Raw genomic sequence first — 14,805 nt, 5'->3', positions numbered from 1 at the left:
ATGAGCAACTTCACCAAACTGAAACTCGAAACCAGCGAAGGCACCATCGCACGCATCTGGCTCGACCAGCCCGACGCGCGCAATGCCTTCGACGACGTGGTCATCGCCGAGCTCACGCAGGCCTTCACCGAAGCCGGCGCCGCGCCGCAGGTGAAAGCCATCGTGCTCGGCGCGAACGGCCCGGCCTTCTGTGCGGGCGCCAACCTCAACTGGATGCGCCGCATGGCAGACTACACGCGCGACGAGAACATCGCCGATGCGGGCAAGCTGGCCGCCATGCTGCGCACCATCGCCGAGTGCCCCAAGCCCACCATCGCGCGCGTGCAGGGTGACGTGTATGCGGGCGGCATGGGGCTGGTCGCGGCCTGCGACATGGCCGTGAGCGTGGACACGGCCTGGTACTGCCTGAGCGAAGTGAAGATCGGCCTCGTGCCCGCGACCATCAGCCCGTACGTGCTGCGCGCCATGGGCACGCGCGCGTCGCAGCGCTACTTCCTCACGGCCGAGCGCTTCACTGCGTCCGAAGCGCTTCGCATCGGCTTCGTGCATGAAGTGGTTGCTGCCGATGCGCTCGATGCCAAGGTCGACGAACTCGTGAAGGCGTTGACCGGTGCAAGTCCGGCCGCGGTGCGCGCCTGCAAGCAACTGATCGCCGACGTGGCCGGCCGCGAGATCGACGACGCGCTGATCGCGAAAACCGTCGAAGGCATCGCCGACATCCGCGCGAGCGAGGAAGGCCGTGAAGGCGTGCAGGCCTTCCTGCAGAAGCGCAAGCCGTCCTGGCTGGGCCGCTGAGTACACGCGATGAACGCACTCGACATGCCCCAGCTGCTCGCACTGGCCGCCGCCATCGGCTGGGCCAGCGGCGTGCGGCTCTACCTCGTCGTGCTGCTGACCGGACTTGTCGGCTACTTCGGCTGGGTGCCGTTGCCGAGCGGGCTGCAATTGCTGGCGCATCCGGTGGTCATCGCAGCCAGTGGCTTCATGGTGTTCGTCGAATTCTTCGCCGACAAGATCCCCGGCCTCGATTCGCTGTGGGACGTGGTGCACACCGCCATCCGCATCCCGGCCGGTGCCGCGCTCGCAGCCAGCGTGTTCGGCGCCGACCATGGCGTGATGGCCATCGTCGCCGCGCTGCTGGGCGGCAGCTTCGCTGCCACCGCGCACGCGGCCAAGGCGACGACGCGCGCGGCCATCAACACCTCGCCCGAGCCGTTCTCGAACGTGGGTGCTTCGCTGGTCGAAGACACGATGGTGCCGGCGGGGCTGTGGCTCGCGGTGGCGCATCCGCTGGTCTTTCTGGTGCTGTTCGTCTTCGTGCTGGTGCTCAGCGTGTGGCTGATCCGCAAGAGCTGGCGTTTCCTCAAGGCGCTGTTCAGCCGCGTGGCCCGCATCTTCAGCGGCCGACCCGATCCGGGCGTCGTGCCCGCGTTTCAACTGAAAAAGAATCCTCCGGGAGACACTCCGAATGTTTAAGAAGATCCTGATTGCCAACCGTGGCGAGATCGCCTGCCGGGTCGCTGCAACGGCCCGCCGCATGGCCATTCGCACGGTCGCCGTGTACTCCGATGCCGACGCGCATGCCAACCATGTGCGCGCCTGCGACGAGTCGGTGCACCTCGGCGGCAGTGCCCCGAAGGACAGCTACCTGCGCTGGGAAAAGATCCTCGAAGCGGCCAAGGCCACGGGCGCCGAGGCGGTGCATCCGGGCTACGGCTTCCTGAGCGAGAACGAAGAATTCGCGCAGGCCTGCGCCGACGCCGGCCTGGTCTTCATCGGCCCGCCGCCCTCGGCCATCAAGGCGATGGGCCTGAAGGCCGAGTCGAAGCAGCTGATGGAAAAGGCCGGCGTGCCGCTGGTGCCCGGCTACCACGGCCACGACCAGAACCCGCAGCTGCTGCAGCGCGAGGCCGACCGCATCGGCTACCCGGTGCTCATCAAGGCCAGTGCGGGTGGCGGAGGCAAGGGCATGCGCGCAGTCGACAAGGCGGAAGACTTCGCCGCCGCGCTCGCCTCCTGCCAGCGCGAGGCCATCAACAGCTTCGGCGACGACGCGGTGCTGATCGAGAAGTACGTGCAGCGCCCGCGCCACATCGAGATCCAGGTCTTCGGCGACACGCACGGCAACTACGTGTACCTGTTCGAGCGCGACTGCTCGGTGCAGCGCCGCCACCAGAAGGTGCTCGAAGAAGCGCCCGCGCCGGGCATGACCGAGGCGATGCGCAAGCAGATGGGCGAGGCCGCCGTCGCTGCGGCGCGCGCCGTGAATTACGTCGGTGCTGGCACGGTGGAGTTCATCGTCGAGCAGCGCGAAACTCGCGCAGCGCCGGGCCGCCCCAAGCAAGCGAGCGCCCCCTCGGGGGGCAGCGAGGACACATCAGTGCCGAGCGTGGGGGCCGATTCCGTCGAGATGAACTTCTTCTTCATGGAGATGAACACGCGGCTGCAAGTCGAGCATCCCGTCACTGAAGCGATCACCGGCCAGGACCTCGTCGAATGGCAGCTGCGCGTGGCCTCGGGCGAGACGCTGCCCGCGAAGCAGGCGGAGCTGCAGATCCACGGCCACGCCATCGAGGCGCGCATCTGCGCCGAGAACCCCGACAACAACTTCCTGCCCGCCACCGGCACGCTGCGCGTGTACCGCAAGCCGCAGGCGACCGCCTTCCAGCGCAGCCGCGTGCGCATCGACGACGGCGTGCGCGAGGGCGGCGAGATCTCGCCCTTCTACGACTCGATGATCGCCAAGCTGATCGTGCACGGCAGCACGCGCGCCGAGGCGCTGGCCCGGCTCGATGCGGCGCTCGCGCAAGTGCAGATCGTGGGCGTGTCGACCAACGTGCAGTTCCTGCGCGGCATCCTGGCGACCGAGTCGTTCTCGAAGGCGAACCTCGACACCGCGCTGATCGAGCGCGAGCGCGCCGTGCTGTTCGACCGCGAGCCGCTGGGACTGCCGCTGGCCGCGGCCGCCGCGATCACGCGTACGCTGATCACCGAGTGGCCCGCGAAGATGCCCGATCCCTTTGCGTGGCGCGACGGCTGGCGCTCGCTGGGCGAGTACCGGCGCCACTTCGACTTCGAGTTCCGCGGTGCCGAGCAGACCGCCCTGCTGACCTACAAGCGCGACGGCGGCCTGTGGCTCGAAGCCGGCGGTGCCGAAGGCCCGCTGGTCATCGGCCAGTTCCCGAGCGGTGAATTCGAGGTCGAATTCGCCGGCACGCGCCAGACGCTCGACGTGCACGTCGACGGCGCCACGGCCCACGTCTTCGCCTCGAAAGGCGCGACGAAGATCACCGCCATCGACCGCCTCGCCCATGCGGGCGACACCCACGCCGAAGGCGGCCGGCTCACGGCACCGATGCCCGGCAAGGTCGTGTCCTTTGCCGTCAAGGCCGGCGACAAGGTCAGCCGCGGCCAGCCGCTCGCGGTGATGGAGGCCATGAAGATGGAGCACACCATCGCGGCACCGGCCGACGGCACGGTGGACGAGCTGATGTTCGCGCCGGGCGAGCAGGTGGCCGAAGGCGAGGAATTGTTGCGAATGAGTGCCGCCGCAGCCTGAAAAATAGTTAACCCCGTTGCGGGCGCCTGTCCGTATCAGCTGCGGTAGTCATCACTCAAGGGATATCCCATGACCTATCGCACGCTGTCCGGCGCGCCGCGTTTCCTGTCTGGCCGCCACCGCGCGGGCATCGTCCTGCTGGCCTTGGCGGCCGCCTTGTCGCTCGCCGGCTGCAACCGCACCCACGACGAGGCCGCCACGCTCGCCGAGCCGGCTCCGCCGCCCGCGCCGATGCAGGCCGCGGCCAGCTATGCCAGCGGCATGGCCAGGAAGGAGCAGCGCATGCGGTCGGCCGAAACGGCTTCCGCCGATCAGGCCCAGGGCGGGCAGGACACCCCGCTGCAGCGCTTCCTGGCCGTGCGGCAAGACCTGAACGTCGAGGTGCCGTCCGAGCAGCTGGCCGATGCCTGGGGCAAGGTGCGCGACCTCTGCGGCTCGCTGAAGTGCGAGCTGCTGTCGTCCTCCCTGCTGCGCGAGACGCCGCAGCAGCCCGGCAACGCCATGCTCGAGATGCGCGTGGAGCCCGCCGACGTCGACAAGCTGCTCGGCGGCCTGGCCGGCGTGGCGAACGTGGTCTCGCACACCACCACGAGCGAGGACAAGACCGCCGAGGTGATCGATGTCGAAGCCCGCATCAGGAACCGCACCGAGTTCCGCGACAGCCTGCGCGTCATGCTGCGCGACACCGTCACCAAGCGCACCATGGCCGACCTGCTGGCGATCCAGCGCACGCTGTCGGACACGCAGGCCGAGCTCGACGCCATCGCCACGCAGCGCAAGGTGCTGGCGCAGCAGACCAGCAAGCAGCACATCCAGATCCAGTTCACGCCCAGGCGCGCACTGGTGAGCGGCGGCGACGGCTACAGCCCGATGGGGAGGGCGCTGCGCAACGCGGGCGTGGTGCTGGCGGAGAGCGTCGGCTCGCTGATCACCTTCGTCGCGGCGGTGTTGCCCTGGCTGCTGCTGGCGGTACTGCCGATGGGATGGCTGGTGCGGGTGCTGTGGCGCCGTCGCCGCATCAAGGCGGGGTTGACCCCCTGACCCCCGGGGTCAGCCCACCGCCCCGTCGCTGACGCCGTCCCTGATCTCCTTCGCGTGCGGCCCGAACGCCGCGCCAGCGCCTTCACTAAGATTCGTCCCCATGCGAATCACCGTCTACCTCACCGACAACCGCCCGGACCCCTGGATCGAGGGCCTCAAGGCCGAATTACCCGATGCCGTCATCGAGGCCTGGAGGCCCGGCGCGCCGCAGGCCGACCATGCCGTGGTGTGGGCGCCGCCGCAGGAGTTTCTCGACGAGCAGCCGAAGCTGCGCGGCATCTTCAACATCGGCGCGGGCGTCGATGCGCTGCTCAAGCTGAAGGTGCCGGCGCACACGCGCATCGTGCGGCTCGACGACGCGGGCATGTCGGTGCAGATGGCGGAGTACGTCTGCCACACGCTCATTCGCCACTTCCGCGAGTTCGACGCCTACGAGGCCGACGCGAAGCAGGGCAAGTGGAGCTACCGCAAGCCGAAGCTGCGGCGCGACTTCCCGGTCGGGATCATGGGTCTGGGCGTGCTCGGCGAGCGCGTGGCCAAGGCGGTCGCGCAGTTCGAGTTTCCGGTGCTGGGCTGGAGCCGTTCGCCGAAGGAGATCGACGGCGTGCGCGTGTTCAGCGGCGAGGCGCAGTTCGACGAGTTCCTGTCGTCCACGCGCGTGCTCGTGAACCTGCTGCCGCTGACGGAGGCGACGCGCGGCATCCTCAACCGCGACACGCTGGGCAAGCTGAAGCCCGAGGGCTACCTGATCAGCATCGCGCGCGGCGCGCACCTCGTGGAAGACGACCTGATCCCGATGCTCGACGCCGGCCAGCTCGCGGGCGCGACGCTCGACGTGTTCCAGGTCGAGCCGCTGCCGGCCGACCACGCCTTCTGGCGGCATCCCAAGATCACCGTGACGCCGCACGGCTCGGCGCGCACGCTGCGCGAGGAGTCCATTGCGCAGATCGCCGGGAAGATCCGGGCGATGGAGCAGGGCCTGCCGATCGCCGGCGTGGTCGATCCGGCGCGCGGGTACTGACGGCGGCGTCACCTTTTGCGAGCCCGCCGCGGCGCAAGGCGGGCAGGGGAAACCCCGAAGCGCCGATTTTTCATAAACATGAAAATATTTTCATGACTGTGAAAACTGCATTCCGCGTGATCGAGATCGTCGAGCTCTTCGCTCGCGAGAAGCAGCCGCTGGCGCTGTCCGAGATGGCGCGCCTGCTCGACATGCCGGTGTCGAGCTGCCTGGGCCTGATCCGCACGCTCGAAGAGCAGGGCTACATGTACGAAACCGGCCGCCGCCAGGGCTACTACCCGACGGGCCGGCTGCTCGCGATGGCGCAGGTCATCGCCGCCCACGACCCGGTGCTCGACCGGGTGAAGGCCACGCTCGAGGAGTTGCGCGATGCTGCGCGCGAAACCGTGGTGTTCGCCAAGTTCCGCGATGCGGGCCTGGTGGTGTACCTGGAAGTGCTGAGCGCGCCGCAGAGCATTCGTTACACGGCCGAGTCGGGCGAGACGCGCCCGGCTTACGCCAACTCGCTGGGGCGTGCATTGCTCTCCACGCTCACGCCCGAAGCGCGCCGCAAGCTGCTCGACGGCATGACGCTCGCGCCGCTGACCGACGCCACGCTCACCACCGCCGATGCCATCGAAGCCGAGTTGCAGCGCTCTGCCGCGCGCGGCTGGTACGGCAACCTCGGCGAAAGCATTCCCGACCTGATCGGCCTGGCCTGGCCGCTGCGCATCGGCGGCCAGGCCTATGCCATCTCGGTCGCCGGTCCGCGCTACCGCATGGAGGCGCGCATCGAGGAGATCGCGGCGATGCTGCGCTCGGCCTGCCTCGCCATCGAACCCAAGACCGAAAGTCCCCGATGACTGCAAGCACCCCCCGCTACTTCGTCCGCGAGGACGAGATCGCCGGCTACCACCCGGCCAACCATACCGGCACGCTCAACAAGCGCCTGATCGGCCCCGAGACCGTGGGCGCGAAGCAGCTCGAAGTGCTGGTCGGCCACATCCAGAAGGGCAAGGGCGCGCTGCCGCACGCGCACCCGGGCATCGAGCAGGTCTGCTACATGCTCGAAGGCCGTGCAGTCGCCGAGGTGGGTGGCCAGCGGCAGGAGCTGCACCCTGGCGACAGCTGCTTTTTTCCGGCCGACGCGATGCACACCTTCACGGTGGTGAGCGACGAGCCGGTGCGCGTGCTGGTGATCTACAGCCCGCCGTACGAGGAATTGCCGGAGCGCGTGATCCGGCCCTGAACGACAACCACCCGGAGACAAGCAAATGCAGACAACGAAGAACGCGACCGAGCCATCGGTCGCGGTGGCGAACCGCCGCCGTTTCATTTCCATCGGTGCCGCCACGGGCCTCGCCAGCGCAGTGCCCTGGGCCTTTGCGCAGGACGGCTACCCGAAGCAGCCGATACGCATCGTCGTGCCCTTCGCGGCCGGCAGCGGCACCGACGCTGTGGCACGCATCACCGCGCAGATGCTGGGCGAGGCGCTCAAGGGCTCGGTCATCGTCGACAACAAGGCCGGTGCCAACGGCGTGATCGGCGCCGAAGCCGTGGCCAAGGCGCCGCCCGACGGCTACACGCTGTTCATGACCACCAACACCACGCACTCGGCCAACCCGAGCCTGATGAAGTCGCTGCCCTACGACCCGGTGAAAGACTTCGCGCCCGTGAGCCGCATGGGCAACCTGCCGTTCATGCTCGTGGTGAACAACGACCTGCCCGTGAAGAGCGTGGCCGAGCTGCTGGCCTGGGGACGCGCGCATCCCGGCAAGCTGACCTATGCGAGCGGCAACAGCACCGGCATCGTGAGCGGCGCCACGCTGTCGCGCATGAGCGGCGTGCCGATGCTGCACGTGCCGTACAAGAGCACGCCGCCGGCCATTGCCGACCTGATCGGCGGGCAGGTGTCGATGATGGTGGTCGACCTCGCCGCGGGCCTTGCGACGGTGAAGGCCGGCAAGATGCGCGCGATTGCGGTCACGACGCAGGAGCGCACCAAGCTCTTCCCCGAGCTGCCGCCGCTGGCCGACACGCCCGAGCTGAAAGGCTTCGACATCACCTCGTGGAACGGCGTGTTCGCGCCGGCCGGCACGCCGCGCGACATCGTGCTGAAGCTCAACAAGGCGCTGTCGGAGATGGCGAACGGCGCGGCCTTCCGCGAGCGCGTGAGCAAGCTGGGCTTCGATGCCTTCGGCAGTACGCCCGAGGAGCTGGGGGCGTTCACGGTGTCGGAACTGGCGAAATGGAAGAAGCTGATCCAGGCTGCGGGGATTCAACCCGAATGAGTGATCCGACTTTATCCCTCCCCCCGCTGGAGGAGGGCAGGGGTGGGGGCAAGCGGCGTCCCTGCTTGGCGCCCTGCCTGCCTCCATCCCGACCTTCCCCCAGCGGGGGAAGGAGCGAAGACATGAACACCTCCGGACCTCTCCAAGGCATCCGCATCCTCGACCTCACGGCCGTGGTGATGGGGCCTTACGCCACGCAGACGCTCGGCGACCTCGGCGCCGACGTCATCAAGGTCGAGCCGCCCGGCGGCGACAACCTGCGCGCTGTCGGCCCCATGCGCCACCCCGGCATGGGCGCGATGGCGCTGCACCTCAACCGCAACAAGCGTTCGATCGTGCTCGACCTCAAGCAGCCCGAAGGGCGCGAGGCCTGCCTGAAGCTCGCGGCAAGTTGCGATGCATTGATCTACAACACGCGGCCGCAGGCGATGGCGCGGCTCGGGCTTGACTACGACGCGGTGGCCGGGGCCAATCCGAAGATCGTCTACCTCGGCGCCTTCGGCTATGGCGAGCAGGGGCCCTACGCCGGCAGGCCCGCGTACGACGACCTGATCCAGGGCGCGGCAGGCGTGGCCTCGCTGTTCGCGCAGCAAAGCGGCGGCGAACCGCGCTATGCACCCGTCACGCTCGCCGACCGCGCCGTCGGACTGCAGGCCGCCATCGCGCTGCTCGCCGCCGTGCTGCACGCGCAACGCACCGGCAAGGGCCAGGCGGTCGAGGTGCCGATGTTCGAAGCGCTCTCGCAGTTCGTCATGGGCGACCACCTCGGCGGCCACAGTTTCGAGCCGCCGCTCGGCCCCACCGGCTATGCGCGCTTGCTCGCGCCGCACCGCAAGCCCTACGCCACGGCCGACGGCTACCTCAGCGTGCTGATCTACAACGACAAGCACTGGCAGGCCTTCTTCGACCTGATCGGCCGCCCCGGGCTGCGCGATTCGCCGATGTTCGGCACGCACACCGCGCGCGCCGCGAACATCGGCGCGGTGTACGCCTTCGTCGCCGAAGCGATGGCCACGCGCACCAGCGACGAATGGTTCGCCGCGCTCGATGCTGCCGATATCCCCGTCGCGCGCCTTCACAGCACCGAGAGCCTGCTCGACGATCCGCACCTGCGCGCCGTCGATTTCTACCCCGAGCTCGACCACCCGACCGAGGGCCGCATCCGCACCCTCGCGCCGGTCGGCCGCTACGGCGCCACGCCCACCGCCATCCGCCGGCCCGCGCCGCGCATCGGCGAGCAGAGCGTGGAGTTGCTGCGCGAAGCGGGATATGGCGACGAGGCCATTGCCCGCATGCTCGAACGCGGCGTCACGCTGCAACCCGACCCACCGAAGGACAGCAAAGAATGAACTTCTCCCTGAACGAAGACCAGCGCTCGCTGGTCGCGGCCATCGAACGCCTCTGCGAGGACTTCCCCGCCGACTACTGGCGCGACCACGACGATCGCGCCGTGTTCCCGCATGAATTCCACCGCGCCGTTGCAGCGAGCGGCTGGCTCGGCATCGCGATGCCCGAGGCGCAGGGCGGCGCGGGGCTCGGCATCACCGAGGCGGCGCTGATGATGCGTGCCATCAGCGCGTCGGGCGCGGGCATGTCGGGCGCATCGTCGGTGCACATGAACATCTTCGGGCTCAACCCGGTGGTGGTGTTCGGCAGCGAGGCCCAGCGCCAGCGCTTCCTGCCGCCGCTGATCGCGGGCACCGAGAAAGCCTGCTTCGCCGTGACCGAGCCCGACGCGGGGCTCGACACCACCAGCCTCAAGACGCAGGCGGTGCGCCAGCCCGGCGGCAGCTACCTGCTGCACGGCCGCAAGATATGGATCTCGACCGCGCAGGTCGCCGACCGCATGCTCATCCTCACGCGCACCACGCCGATCGACCAGGTGAAGAAGCCCACGCAAGGCCTCACGCTGTTCTACACGGCGTTGGACCGCAGCAAGGTCGAGGTGCGCGAGATCCACAAGCTCGGCCGCGCGGCGGTGGATTCGAACATGCTCTTCATCGACGGGCTCGAAGTGCCGCAGGAGGATCGCATCGGCGAGGAAGGGCGCGGCTTCGAGTACATCCTGCACGGCCTGAACCCCGAGCGCATATTGATCGCTGCGGAAGCCATCGGCATCGGCCGCGCGGCGCTGCGCATCGCCTCGCAGTACGCGCAGGAGCGCATCGTGTTCGGCCGGCCCATCGGGCAGAACCAGGGCGTGGCGCATCCGCTCGCACGGGCCTGGGCCAACCTCGAGGCCGCCGACCTGATGGTGTTCAAGGCCGCCACGCTGTACGACGCGGGCGAGCCCTGCGGCATCGAGGCCAATGCCGCCAAGTACCTCGCGGCCGAGGCGGCGCACGATGCCTGCCAGAACGCGATCCTCACGCTGGGCGGCATGGGCTATGCGAAGGAATACCATGTGGAGCGCCTGCTGCGCGAGAGCTACATCCCGCGCATCGCGCCGGTGAGCCCGCAGATGATCCTGAACTTCATCGCGGAGAAGGCACTGGGGCTGCCCAAGTCGTACTGATCGCAATGCCATGAACAACGCCATCACCGTCGCTCGCCACCTCGTCATCCGCGGCGTCGTGCAGGGCGTGGGCTATCGCTGGTCGATGGCGCAGGCCGCGCAGCGGCTCGGCGTGCAGGGTTGGGTGCGCAACCGGCGCGACGGCAGCGTGGAAGCGCTGGCGATCGGCGAGGCTGGCGCGGTCGAAGCGCTGGTCCGTTGGGCGCAGCAGGGGCCGGACGGTGCGCGCGTGGATGCGGTCGACGTGGACGAGCGCCTCGACGCTGTCGCCGCGGGCGGCATGCCCGGCGGCTTCGAGCAGCGGGGAACCGTCTAGCGCCCGCTTCGGTCTGCGTCCGAGCCCGGGTGCCGTGCGGTTGGCACCATTTGCAACCCCGCAGGCGCGCATTGCTACCTTCCGCGGCCTGTGTGCCTGGCAGGGCATTTCCATGTGTCGGACAATGGCCGACGGTCTTTCATCCTCCCGCGACACAAGAGACATCCCATGAAACTCCCCACCCGCGTCAAGCTCGTCGACGTCGGCCCGCGCGACGGCCTGCAGAACGAAAAGCAGCCCGTCTCGGCCGAAGTCAAGATCGGCCTCGTGCACCGCCTGCAGGACGCGGGCCTGAAGGAGATCGAGGTCACCAGCTTCGTCTCGCCCAAGTGGGTGCCGCAGATGGCCGACAACGCCGAGGTGATGCATGGCATCGTGCGCAAGCCCGGCGTGCGCTACTCGGTGCTCACGCCCAACATGAAGGGCTTCGAGGCCGCCATCGCCGCGCCGCGCGAGGAATGGCCCGACGAGATCGTGGTGTTCGGCGCCGCGAGCGAGGCCTTCAGCCAGAAGAACATCAACTGCTCGATTGCCGAGAGCATCGAACGCTTCGCGCCCGTGGTGGCCGCGGCGCGCGAGAAGGGCATCCACGTGCGCGGCGCGATGTCGTGCACCGTGGGCTGTCCGTATGAAGGCGAGATCGCGCCGGCCAAGGTCGGCTACCTCGCGCAGCTGATGAAGGGCATTGGCGTGCAGCGCGTGGACGTGGCCGACACCATCGGCGTGGGCACGCCGCGCAAGGTGCAAGGGGCGATGGAGGCCACGCTGGCGCACTTCGATGTCGATGCCGTTTCCGGCCATTTTCACGACACCTACGGGCAGGCGCTGGTCAACACGCTGGCGGCGCTCGAACTGGGCGTGTGGAATTTCCAGTCGTCCTCGGCCGGCCTCGGCGGCTGCCCCTACGCGAAGGGCGCGACGGGCAACGTGGCGACCGAAGACGTGGTCTACATGCTGCACGGCATGGGCATCGAGACCGGCGTCGATCTCGACAAGCTGATCGACGCGGGCGTCTACATCAGCGAGGCGCTGGGCCGCGAACCGAACTCGCGCGCGTCGAAGGCGATCCGCACCAAGCGCGCCGGCTGAGCGGCTTCGTCTTCTTCAGCGCCCGAAGGCGCGCAGCCCGAGCAGCACGATCACCGCCGCGGCCAGCAGGACCGTCGTGCATTGCCAGAACAGCACCGGCCGGCGCTCGATCAGCGCGGGTGACCGCGGGCGAAGAAACTCCGGCCCCGGCGCCCTGAGGTCGTGCGCGAATTCGGACACCGCCTCCTGCCGCTTCGCCGCCTGCGGCTGCAGCGCCCTCTGCAGCACGGCATCGACCCACGCAGGCAGGTCGGGACGGAAATGCCGCACCGGCACATAGCGCAGCCGGCCGACATCGGCGGGTGAGCGGATGCGCGACGCCTGCAGCCCGTAAGGCAGCTGGCCGGCGAGCATCTGGTAGGCGATCACCGCCAGCGAGAACAGGTCGGATCGGGCCGTGCCGCCATGGCCGGTGAAGTATTCCGGCGCGGTGTACTGCAGCGTGCCTTCGATGGCGAGCGCCCGGCGCTCGCCGCTGCCGTCGGACAGGCCCGCGACGTGGGTGGCGGCGAGGTCGATGATCTTCACGGTGCCCGTGCGGTCGATCATCACGTTCTCGGGGCGCATGTCCTGGTGCAGCATTTCCTTGCTGTGCAGCGCCTGCAGGCCCCGCGCCAGCTGCTCGACGATGCCGCGCACGCTGTCCAGCGCGGGCCGGGGGTGGTCGACCATCCACTGCGCCAGCGTCTGGCCGTCCACGTACTCCATGGCCACGTACAGGTGGCTGCGCGTGCGTTCGACGGTGCTGGCCTTGAGCACGTGCGGGCTGTCGATGCGCCGCGCCACCCATTCCTCGAGCACGAAGCGGTCGAGGTAGTCGGGGTCGCCGCGCAGGTCGATCGACGGGAGCTTCAGCACCACCGGCTGGCCCGTGGCCTCGTCGGTGGCCAGGTACACGTGGCTGCGCGCGCTCATGTGGATCTCGCGCACGAGCGTGAAGCCCTCGAAGCGGTCCCTCGGCGCGAGGGCCGGCGGCAGCGCCAGGCCTTCGCGCTGCAGCTGCGCATGAGGCGCGTCGGCTTCGGGAAGCTCGTCGATGCGCAGCAGCTGGACCGTGCTGTCGTCGTCGCTGCCCTTGGCCTGCGCGGTTTCTGCCAGCAGGCGGGCGGCCGCGTCGAAATCGTCCCCGCAGCGGCCGAGCACCTCGTTCACCGTGCCGCTGTCGAGATGCGCGTACGCGCCATCGGTGGCCAGCAGGTAGACCTCGCCCGCCTCAGCCTGCCAGCAGCGGTAGTCGATCTCCACATTGGCGCCCGCGCCCAGAGCGCGCCCGAGGTACGACTCGGCCGACGACACGTTGACGCGATGGTCTTCGGTGAGCTGTTCCAGCGCGCCGGCATGCAGCCGGTAGATGCGCGCATCGCCGACGTGCAGCAGGTGCGCGTCGCGGCCCTTGAGGATCAGCGCGCTGAAGGTGCAGACGTAGCCGCTGTCCTTGTCGAAGCGCGCGTCGCTGCGCATCGTCTGCGCATGCAGCCACGAGTTGGTGGCGTCCAGCACCCGCTGCGCGGAGCGGCGCACCGACCACGCGTCGGAGGTTGCGTAGTAGTCGTCGAGAAAGCCCCGCACGGCCGCCGCGCTCGCCACCTGGCTCACGCGGCTGGAGCCGATGCCGTCGGCGAGCGCCACCGCGATGCCCTTGGAGGCGCGCAGCGCCCCCTCGGGCAGCATGGCGCCGTGGAAGTCCTGGTTGACCGGCGATTTGCGCCCTGCCAGCGAATGCTGGCCGAGCGTCACGCGCAATGCCTTGCGCGGCATCCAGGCCGGCTCAGCTGGCGGCGCGCTTGGGCGCCGTCTTGTAGTGCGTGGAGTAGAGCGTCAGCCCGACGAAGGTCAGGCCGCCGACGAGGTTGCCCAGCACCGTGGGCAGTTCGTTCCAGATCAGGTAGTCCATGATCGTGAACTTGCCGCCCAGCATCAGGCCGGTGGGGAACAGGAACATGTTGACGATCGAGTGTTCGAAGCCCATGTAGAAGAAGACCATGACCGGCATCCACATGCCGATCGCCTTGCCCGACACGGTGGTCGACATCATGGCCGCCACCACGCCCGTCGACACCATCCAGTTGCACATCACGGCGCGGATGAACAACGTGAGCATGCCGGCGGCGCCATGCGCGGAGTAGCCGATGGTGCGGCCTTCGCCGATGTGGCCGAGCTTCTCGCCGATGGCGTTGGGCGCCTCGCTGAAGCCGAAGGTGAAGATGACGGCCATGAACACCGCGACCGTCAGCGCGCCCGCGAAGTTGCCGGTGAACACCAGTCCCCAGTTGCGCATGACGCCGCCCCAGGTGGCGCCGGGGCGCTTGTCGAGCACGGCCAGCGGTGCCAGCGTGAACACGCCGGTCAGCAGGTCGAAGCCCAGCAGGTACAGCATGATGAAGCCCACCGGGAACAGCATCGCGCCAACGAGCGCATTGCCGGTGTTCACGGTGATGCTCACGGCAAAGGCCGCCGCCAGCGCGAGGATCGCGCCCGCCATGTACGAGCGGATGAGCGTGTCGCGCGTGGACATCAGCAGCTTGGATTCACCGGCGTCCACCATCTTGGTGACGAATTCGGCGGGGGCTAGATAGGCCATTCTGGTTCCTTGGAAGCGATAAAGACGAAACTGAAAAGGGAGACTGAGGCCTCAAGCCAGCGCGACGAGCACGCGGCCTTCCTGCACGCGCACGGCATGCGCGCGCACCGAGTGCTCGGGCGCTTCCAGGCATTCGCCGCTGCGCAGGTCGAAGTGGTTCTTGTAGAGCGGCGAAGCCACGACGATGCGCTCGCCCAGGCTGCCGACCAGCCCGCGCGACAGCACGCTGGCCCCCGCCTTCGGGTCGATGTTGTCGATGGCGAACAGCGCCTGCTCATGGCCGACGCTGAAGATCGCGACATGCACGCCGTCGACCAGCGCGCACACGCCGGTGTCGGGCAGGATGTCGGTGGCCGCGCACACCGGGGTCCACTGGAGCTTGTCTTGGGTCATGGGATTTCCTTGGGTGTTCT

Annotated in this window: 15 protein-coding genes; 12 read left to right on the top strand and 3 right to left on the bottom strand. The window is 68.7% G+C overall.

All coding sequences use genetic code 11. The features are described 5' to 3' along the window. The 12 genes from ACEN9N_RS21250 (at position 1) to ACEN9N_RS21195 (ending at position 11,811) form a co-directional block, all read left to right on the top strand. On the top strand, positions 1-795 hold the full coding sequence (locus ACEN9N_RS21250; protein ID WP_495654461.1) for an enoyl-CoA hydratase/isomerase family protein: 795 nt from the start codon (positions 1-3) through the stop codon (positions 793-795). 9 nt (positions 796-804) lie between these two features. Next, the gene (locus tag ACEN9N_RS21245; protein WP_007827835.1) at positions 805-1,476 is read left to right on the top strand and encodes a DUF4126 domain-containing protein; all 672 of its coding nucleotides are present in this window, start codon (positions 805-807) and stop codon (positions 1,474-1,476) included. After that, the gene (locus tag ACEN9N_RS21240) at positions 1,469-3,559 is read left to right on the top strand and encodes an acetyl/propionyl/methylcrotonyl-CoA carboxylase subunit alpha (protein ID WP_495654460.1); all 2,091 of its coding nucleotides are present in this window, start codon (positions 1,469-1,471) and stop codon (positions 3,557-3,559) included. Before ACEN9N_RS21245 ends, ACEN9N_RS21240 begins: the two co-directional genes overlap by 8 nt. A 69-nt stretch (positions 3,560-3,628) precedes the next feature. Beyond that, a complete protein-coding gene (locus ACEN9N_RS21235; protein ID WP_495654459.1) occupies positions 3,629-4,600 on the top strand; it encodes a DUF4349 domain-containing protein in 972 nt (323 codons plus the stop codon). Positions 4,601-4,700: 100 nt separating this feature from the next. After that, entirely contained in the window at positions 4,701-5,621 is a 921-nt protein-coding gene (locus ACEN9N_RS21230; RefSeq protein WP_413335606.1) for a 2-hydroxyacid dehydrogenase, read from the top strand. 92 nt (positions 5,622-5,713) lie between these two features. Beyond that, positions 5,714-6,463 (top strand): IclR family transcriptional regulator, encoded by a 750-nt coding sequence (locus ACEN9N_RS21225; RefSeq protein ID WP_495654458.1) that lies wholly within the window; start codon positions 5,714-5,716, stop codon positions 6,461-6,463. Next, on the top strand, positions 6,460-6,849 hold the full coding sequence (locus tag ACEN9N_RS21220) for a cupin domain-containing protein (RefSeq protein WP_130428240.1): 390 nt from the start codon (positions 6,460-6,462) through the stop codon (positions 6,847-6,849). The genes ACEN9N_RS21225 and ACEN9N_RS21220 overlap by 4 nt, the downstream gene beginning before the upstream one ends. Before the next feature lie 25 nt (positions 6,850-6,874). Next, positions 6,875-7,891 carry a Bug family tripartite tricarboxylate transporter substrate binding protein gene (locus ACEN9N_RS21215; protein ID WP_413315882.1) on the top strand — a complete coding sequence of 339 codons (1,017 nt, stop codon included), beginning with the start codon at positions 6,875-6,877 and terminating at the stop codon, positions 7,889-7,891. 122 nt (positions 7,892-8,013) lie between these two features. After that, positions 8,014-9,240 (top strand): CaiB/BaiF CoA transferase family protein, encoded by a 1,227-nt coding sequence (locus tag ACEN9N_RS21210; RefSeq protein WP_007827844.1) that lies wholly within the window; start codon positions 8,014-8,016, stop codon positions 9,238-9,240. Further along, a complete protein-coding gene (locus tag ACEN9N_RS21205; protein ID WP_007827846.1) occupies positions 9,237-10,406 on the top strand; it encodes an acyl-CoA dehydrogenase family protein in 1,170 nt (389 codons plus the stop codon). Before ACEN9N_RS21210 ends, ACEN9N_RS21205 begins: the two co-directional genes overlap by 4 nt. A gap of 10 nt (positions 10,407-10,416) precedes the next feature. Continuing rightward, positions 10,417-10,722: an acylphosphatase gene (locus ACEN9N_RS21200; protein WP_495654457.1), complete on the top strand. Its 306-nt coding sequence runs from the start codon at positions 10,417-10,419 to the stop codon at positions 10,720-10,722. 168 nt (positions 10,723-10,890) lie between these two features. Then, positions 10,891-11,811 carry a hydroxymethylglutaryl-CoA lyase gene (locus ACEN9N_RS21195; protein WP_413335601.1) on the top strand — a complete coding sequence of 307 codons (921 nt, stop codon included), beginning with the start codon at positions 10,891-10,893 and terminating at the stop codon, positions 11,809-11,811. A gap of 15 nt (positions 11,812-11,826) precedes the next feature. On the opposite strand, the gene ACEN9N_RS21190 is transcribed toward ACEN9N_RS21195, so the two are convergent. From ACEN9N_RS21190 to nirD, 3 genes are read right to left on the bottom strand one after another with little or no spacing between them, the layout of a single operon-like run. Next, positions 11,827-13,569: a bifunctional protein-serine/threonine kinase/phosphatase gene (locus ACEN9N_RS21190; protein ID WP_495654456.1), complete on the bottom strand. Its 1,743-nt coding sequence runs from the start codon at positions 13,567-13,569 to the stop codon at positions 11,827-11,829. A 10-nt stretch (positions 13,570-13,579) separates the two neighbouring features. After that, positions 13,580-14,392, bottom strand: coding sequence for a formate/nitrite transporter family protein (locus ACEN9N_RS21185; protein WP_007827863.1), 813 nt, complete (start codon positions 14,390-14,392; stop codon positions 13,580-13,582). 51 nt (positions 14,393-14,443) lie between these two features. Beyond that, the gene (gene nirD / locus ACEN9N_RS21180) at positions 14,444-14,785 is read right to left on the bottom strand and encodes a nitrite reductase small subunit NirD (RefSeq protein WP_007827864.1); all 342 of its coding nucleotides are present in this window, start codon (positions 14,783-14,785) and stop codon (positions 14,444-14,446) included. Between the last annotated feature and the right edge of the window lie 20 nt (positions 14,786-14,805).

This window comes from Variovorax sp. Varisp46, assembly GCF_059491885.1.
This window is presented reverse-complemented; position numbering and strand designations above follow the sequence as displayed.

Excerpts from the sequence above, each read along its gene's own strand:
- ACEN9N_RS21250 (WP_495654461.1), top strand. The coding sequence starts at position 1 with ATGAGCAACTTCACCAAACTGAAACTCGAAACCAGCGAAGGCACCATC.
- ACEN9N_RS21245 (WP_007827835.1), top strand. The coding sequence starts at position 805 with ATGAACGCACTCGACATGCCCCAGCTGCTCGCACTGGCCGCCGCCATC.
- ACEN9N_RS21240 (WP_495654460.1), top strand. The coding sequence starts at position 1,469 with ATGTTTAAGAAGATCCTGATTGCCAACCGTGGCGAGATCGCCTGCCGG.
- ACEN9N_RS21235 (WP_495654459.1), top strand. The coding sequence starts at position 3,629 with ATGACCTATCGCACGCTGTCCGGCGCGCCGCGTTTCCTGTCTGGCCGC.
- ACEN9N_RS21230 (WP_413335606.1), top strand. The coding sequence starts at position 4,701 with ATGCGAATCACCGTCTACCTCACCGACAACCGCCCGGACCCCTGGATC.
- ACEN9N_RS21225 (WP_495654458.1), top strand. The coding sequence starts at position 5,714 with ATGACTGTGAAAACTGCATTCCGCGTGATCGAGATCGTCGAGCTCTTC.
- ACEN9N_RS21220 (WP_130428240.1), top strand. The coding sequence starts at position 6,460 with ATGACTGCAAGCACCCCCCGCTACTTCGTCCGCGAGGACGAGATCGCC.
- ACEN9N_RS21215 (WP_413315882.1), top strand. The coding sequence starts at position 6,875 with ATGCAGACAACGAAGAACGCGACCGAGCCATCGGTCGCGGTGGCGAAC.
- ACEN9N_RS21210 (WP_007827844.1), top strand. The coding sequence starts at position 8,014 with ATGAACACCTCCGGACCTCTCCAAGGCATCCGCATCCTCGACCTCACG.
- ACEN9N_RS21205 (WP_007827846.1), top strand. The coding sequence starts at position 9,237 with ATGAACTTCTCCCTGAACGAAGACCAGCGCTCGCTGGTCGCGGCCATC.
- ACEN9N_RS21200 (WP_495654457.1), top strand. The coding sequence starts at position 10,417 with ATGAACAACGCCATCACCGTCGCTCGCCACCTCGTCATCCGCGGCGTC.
- ACEN9N_RS21195 (WP_413335601.1), top strand. The coding sequence starts at position 10,891 with ATGAAACTCCCCACCCGCGTCAAGCTCGTCGACGTCGGCCCGCGCGAC.
- ACEN9N_RS21190 (WP_495654456.1), bottom strand. The coding sequence starts at position 13,569 with ATGCCGCGCAAGGCATTGCGCGTGACGCTCGGCCAGCATTCGCTGGCA.
- ACEN9N_RS21185 (WP_007827863.1), bottom strand. The coding sequence starts at position 14,392 with ATGGCCTATCTAGCCCCCGCCGAATTCGTCACCAAGATGGTGGACGCC.
- nirD (WP_007827864.1), bottom strand. The coding sequence starts at position 14,785 with ATGACCCAAGACAAGCTCCAGTGGACCCCGGTGTGCGCGGCCACCGAC.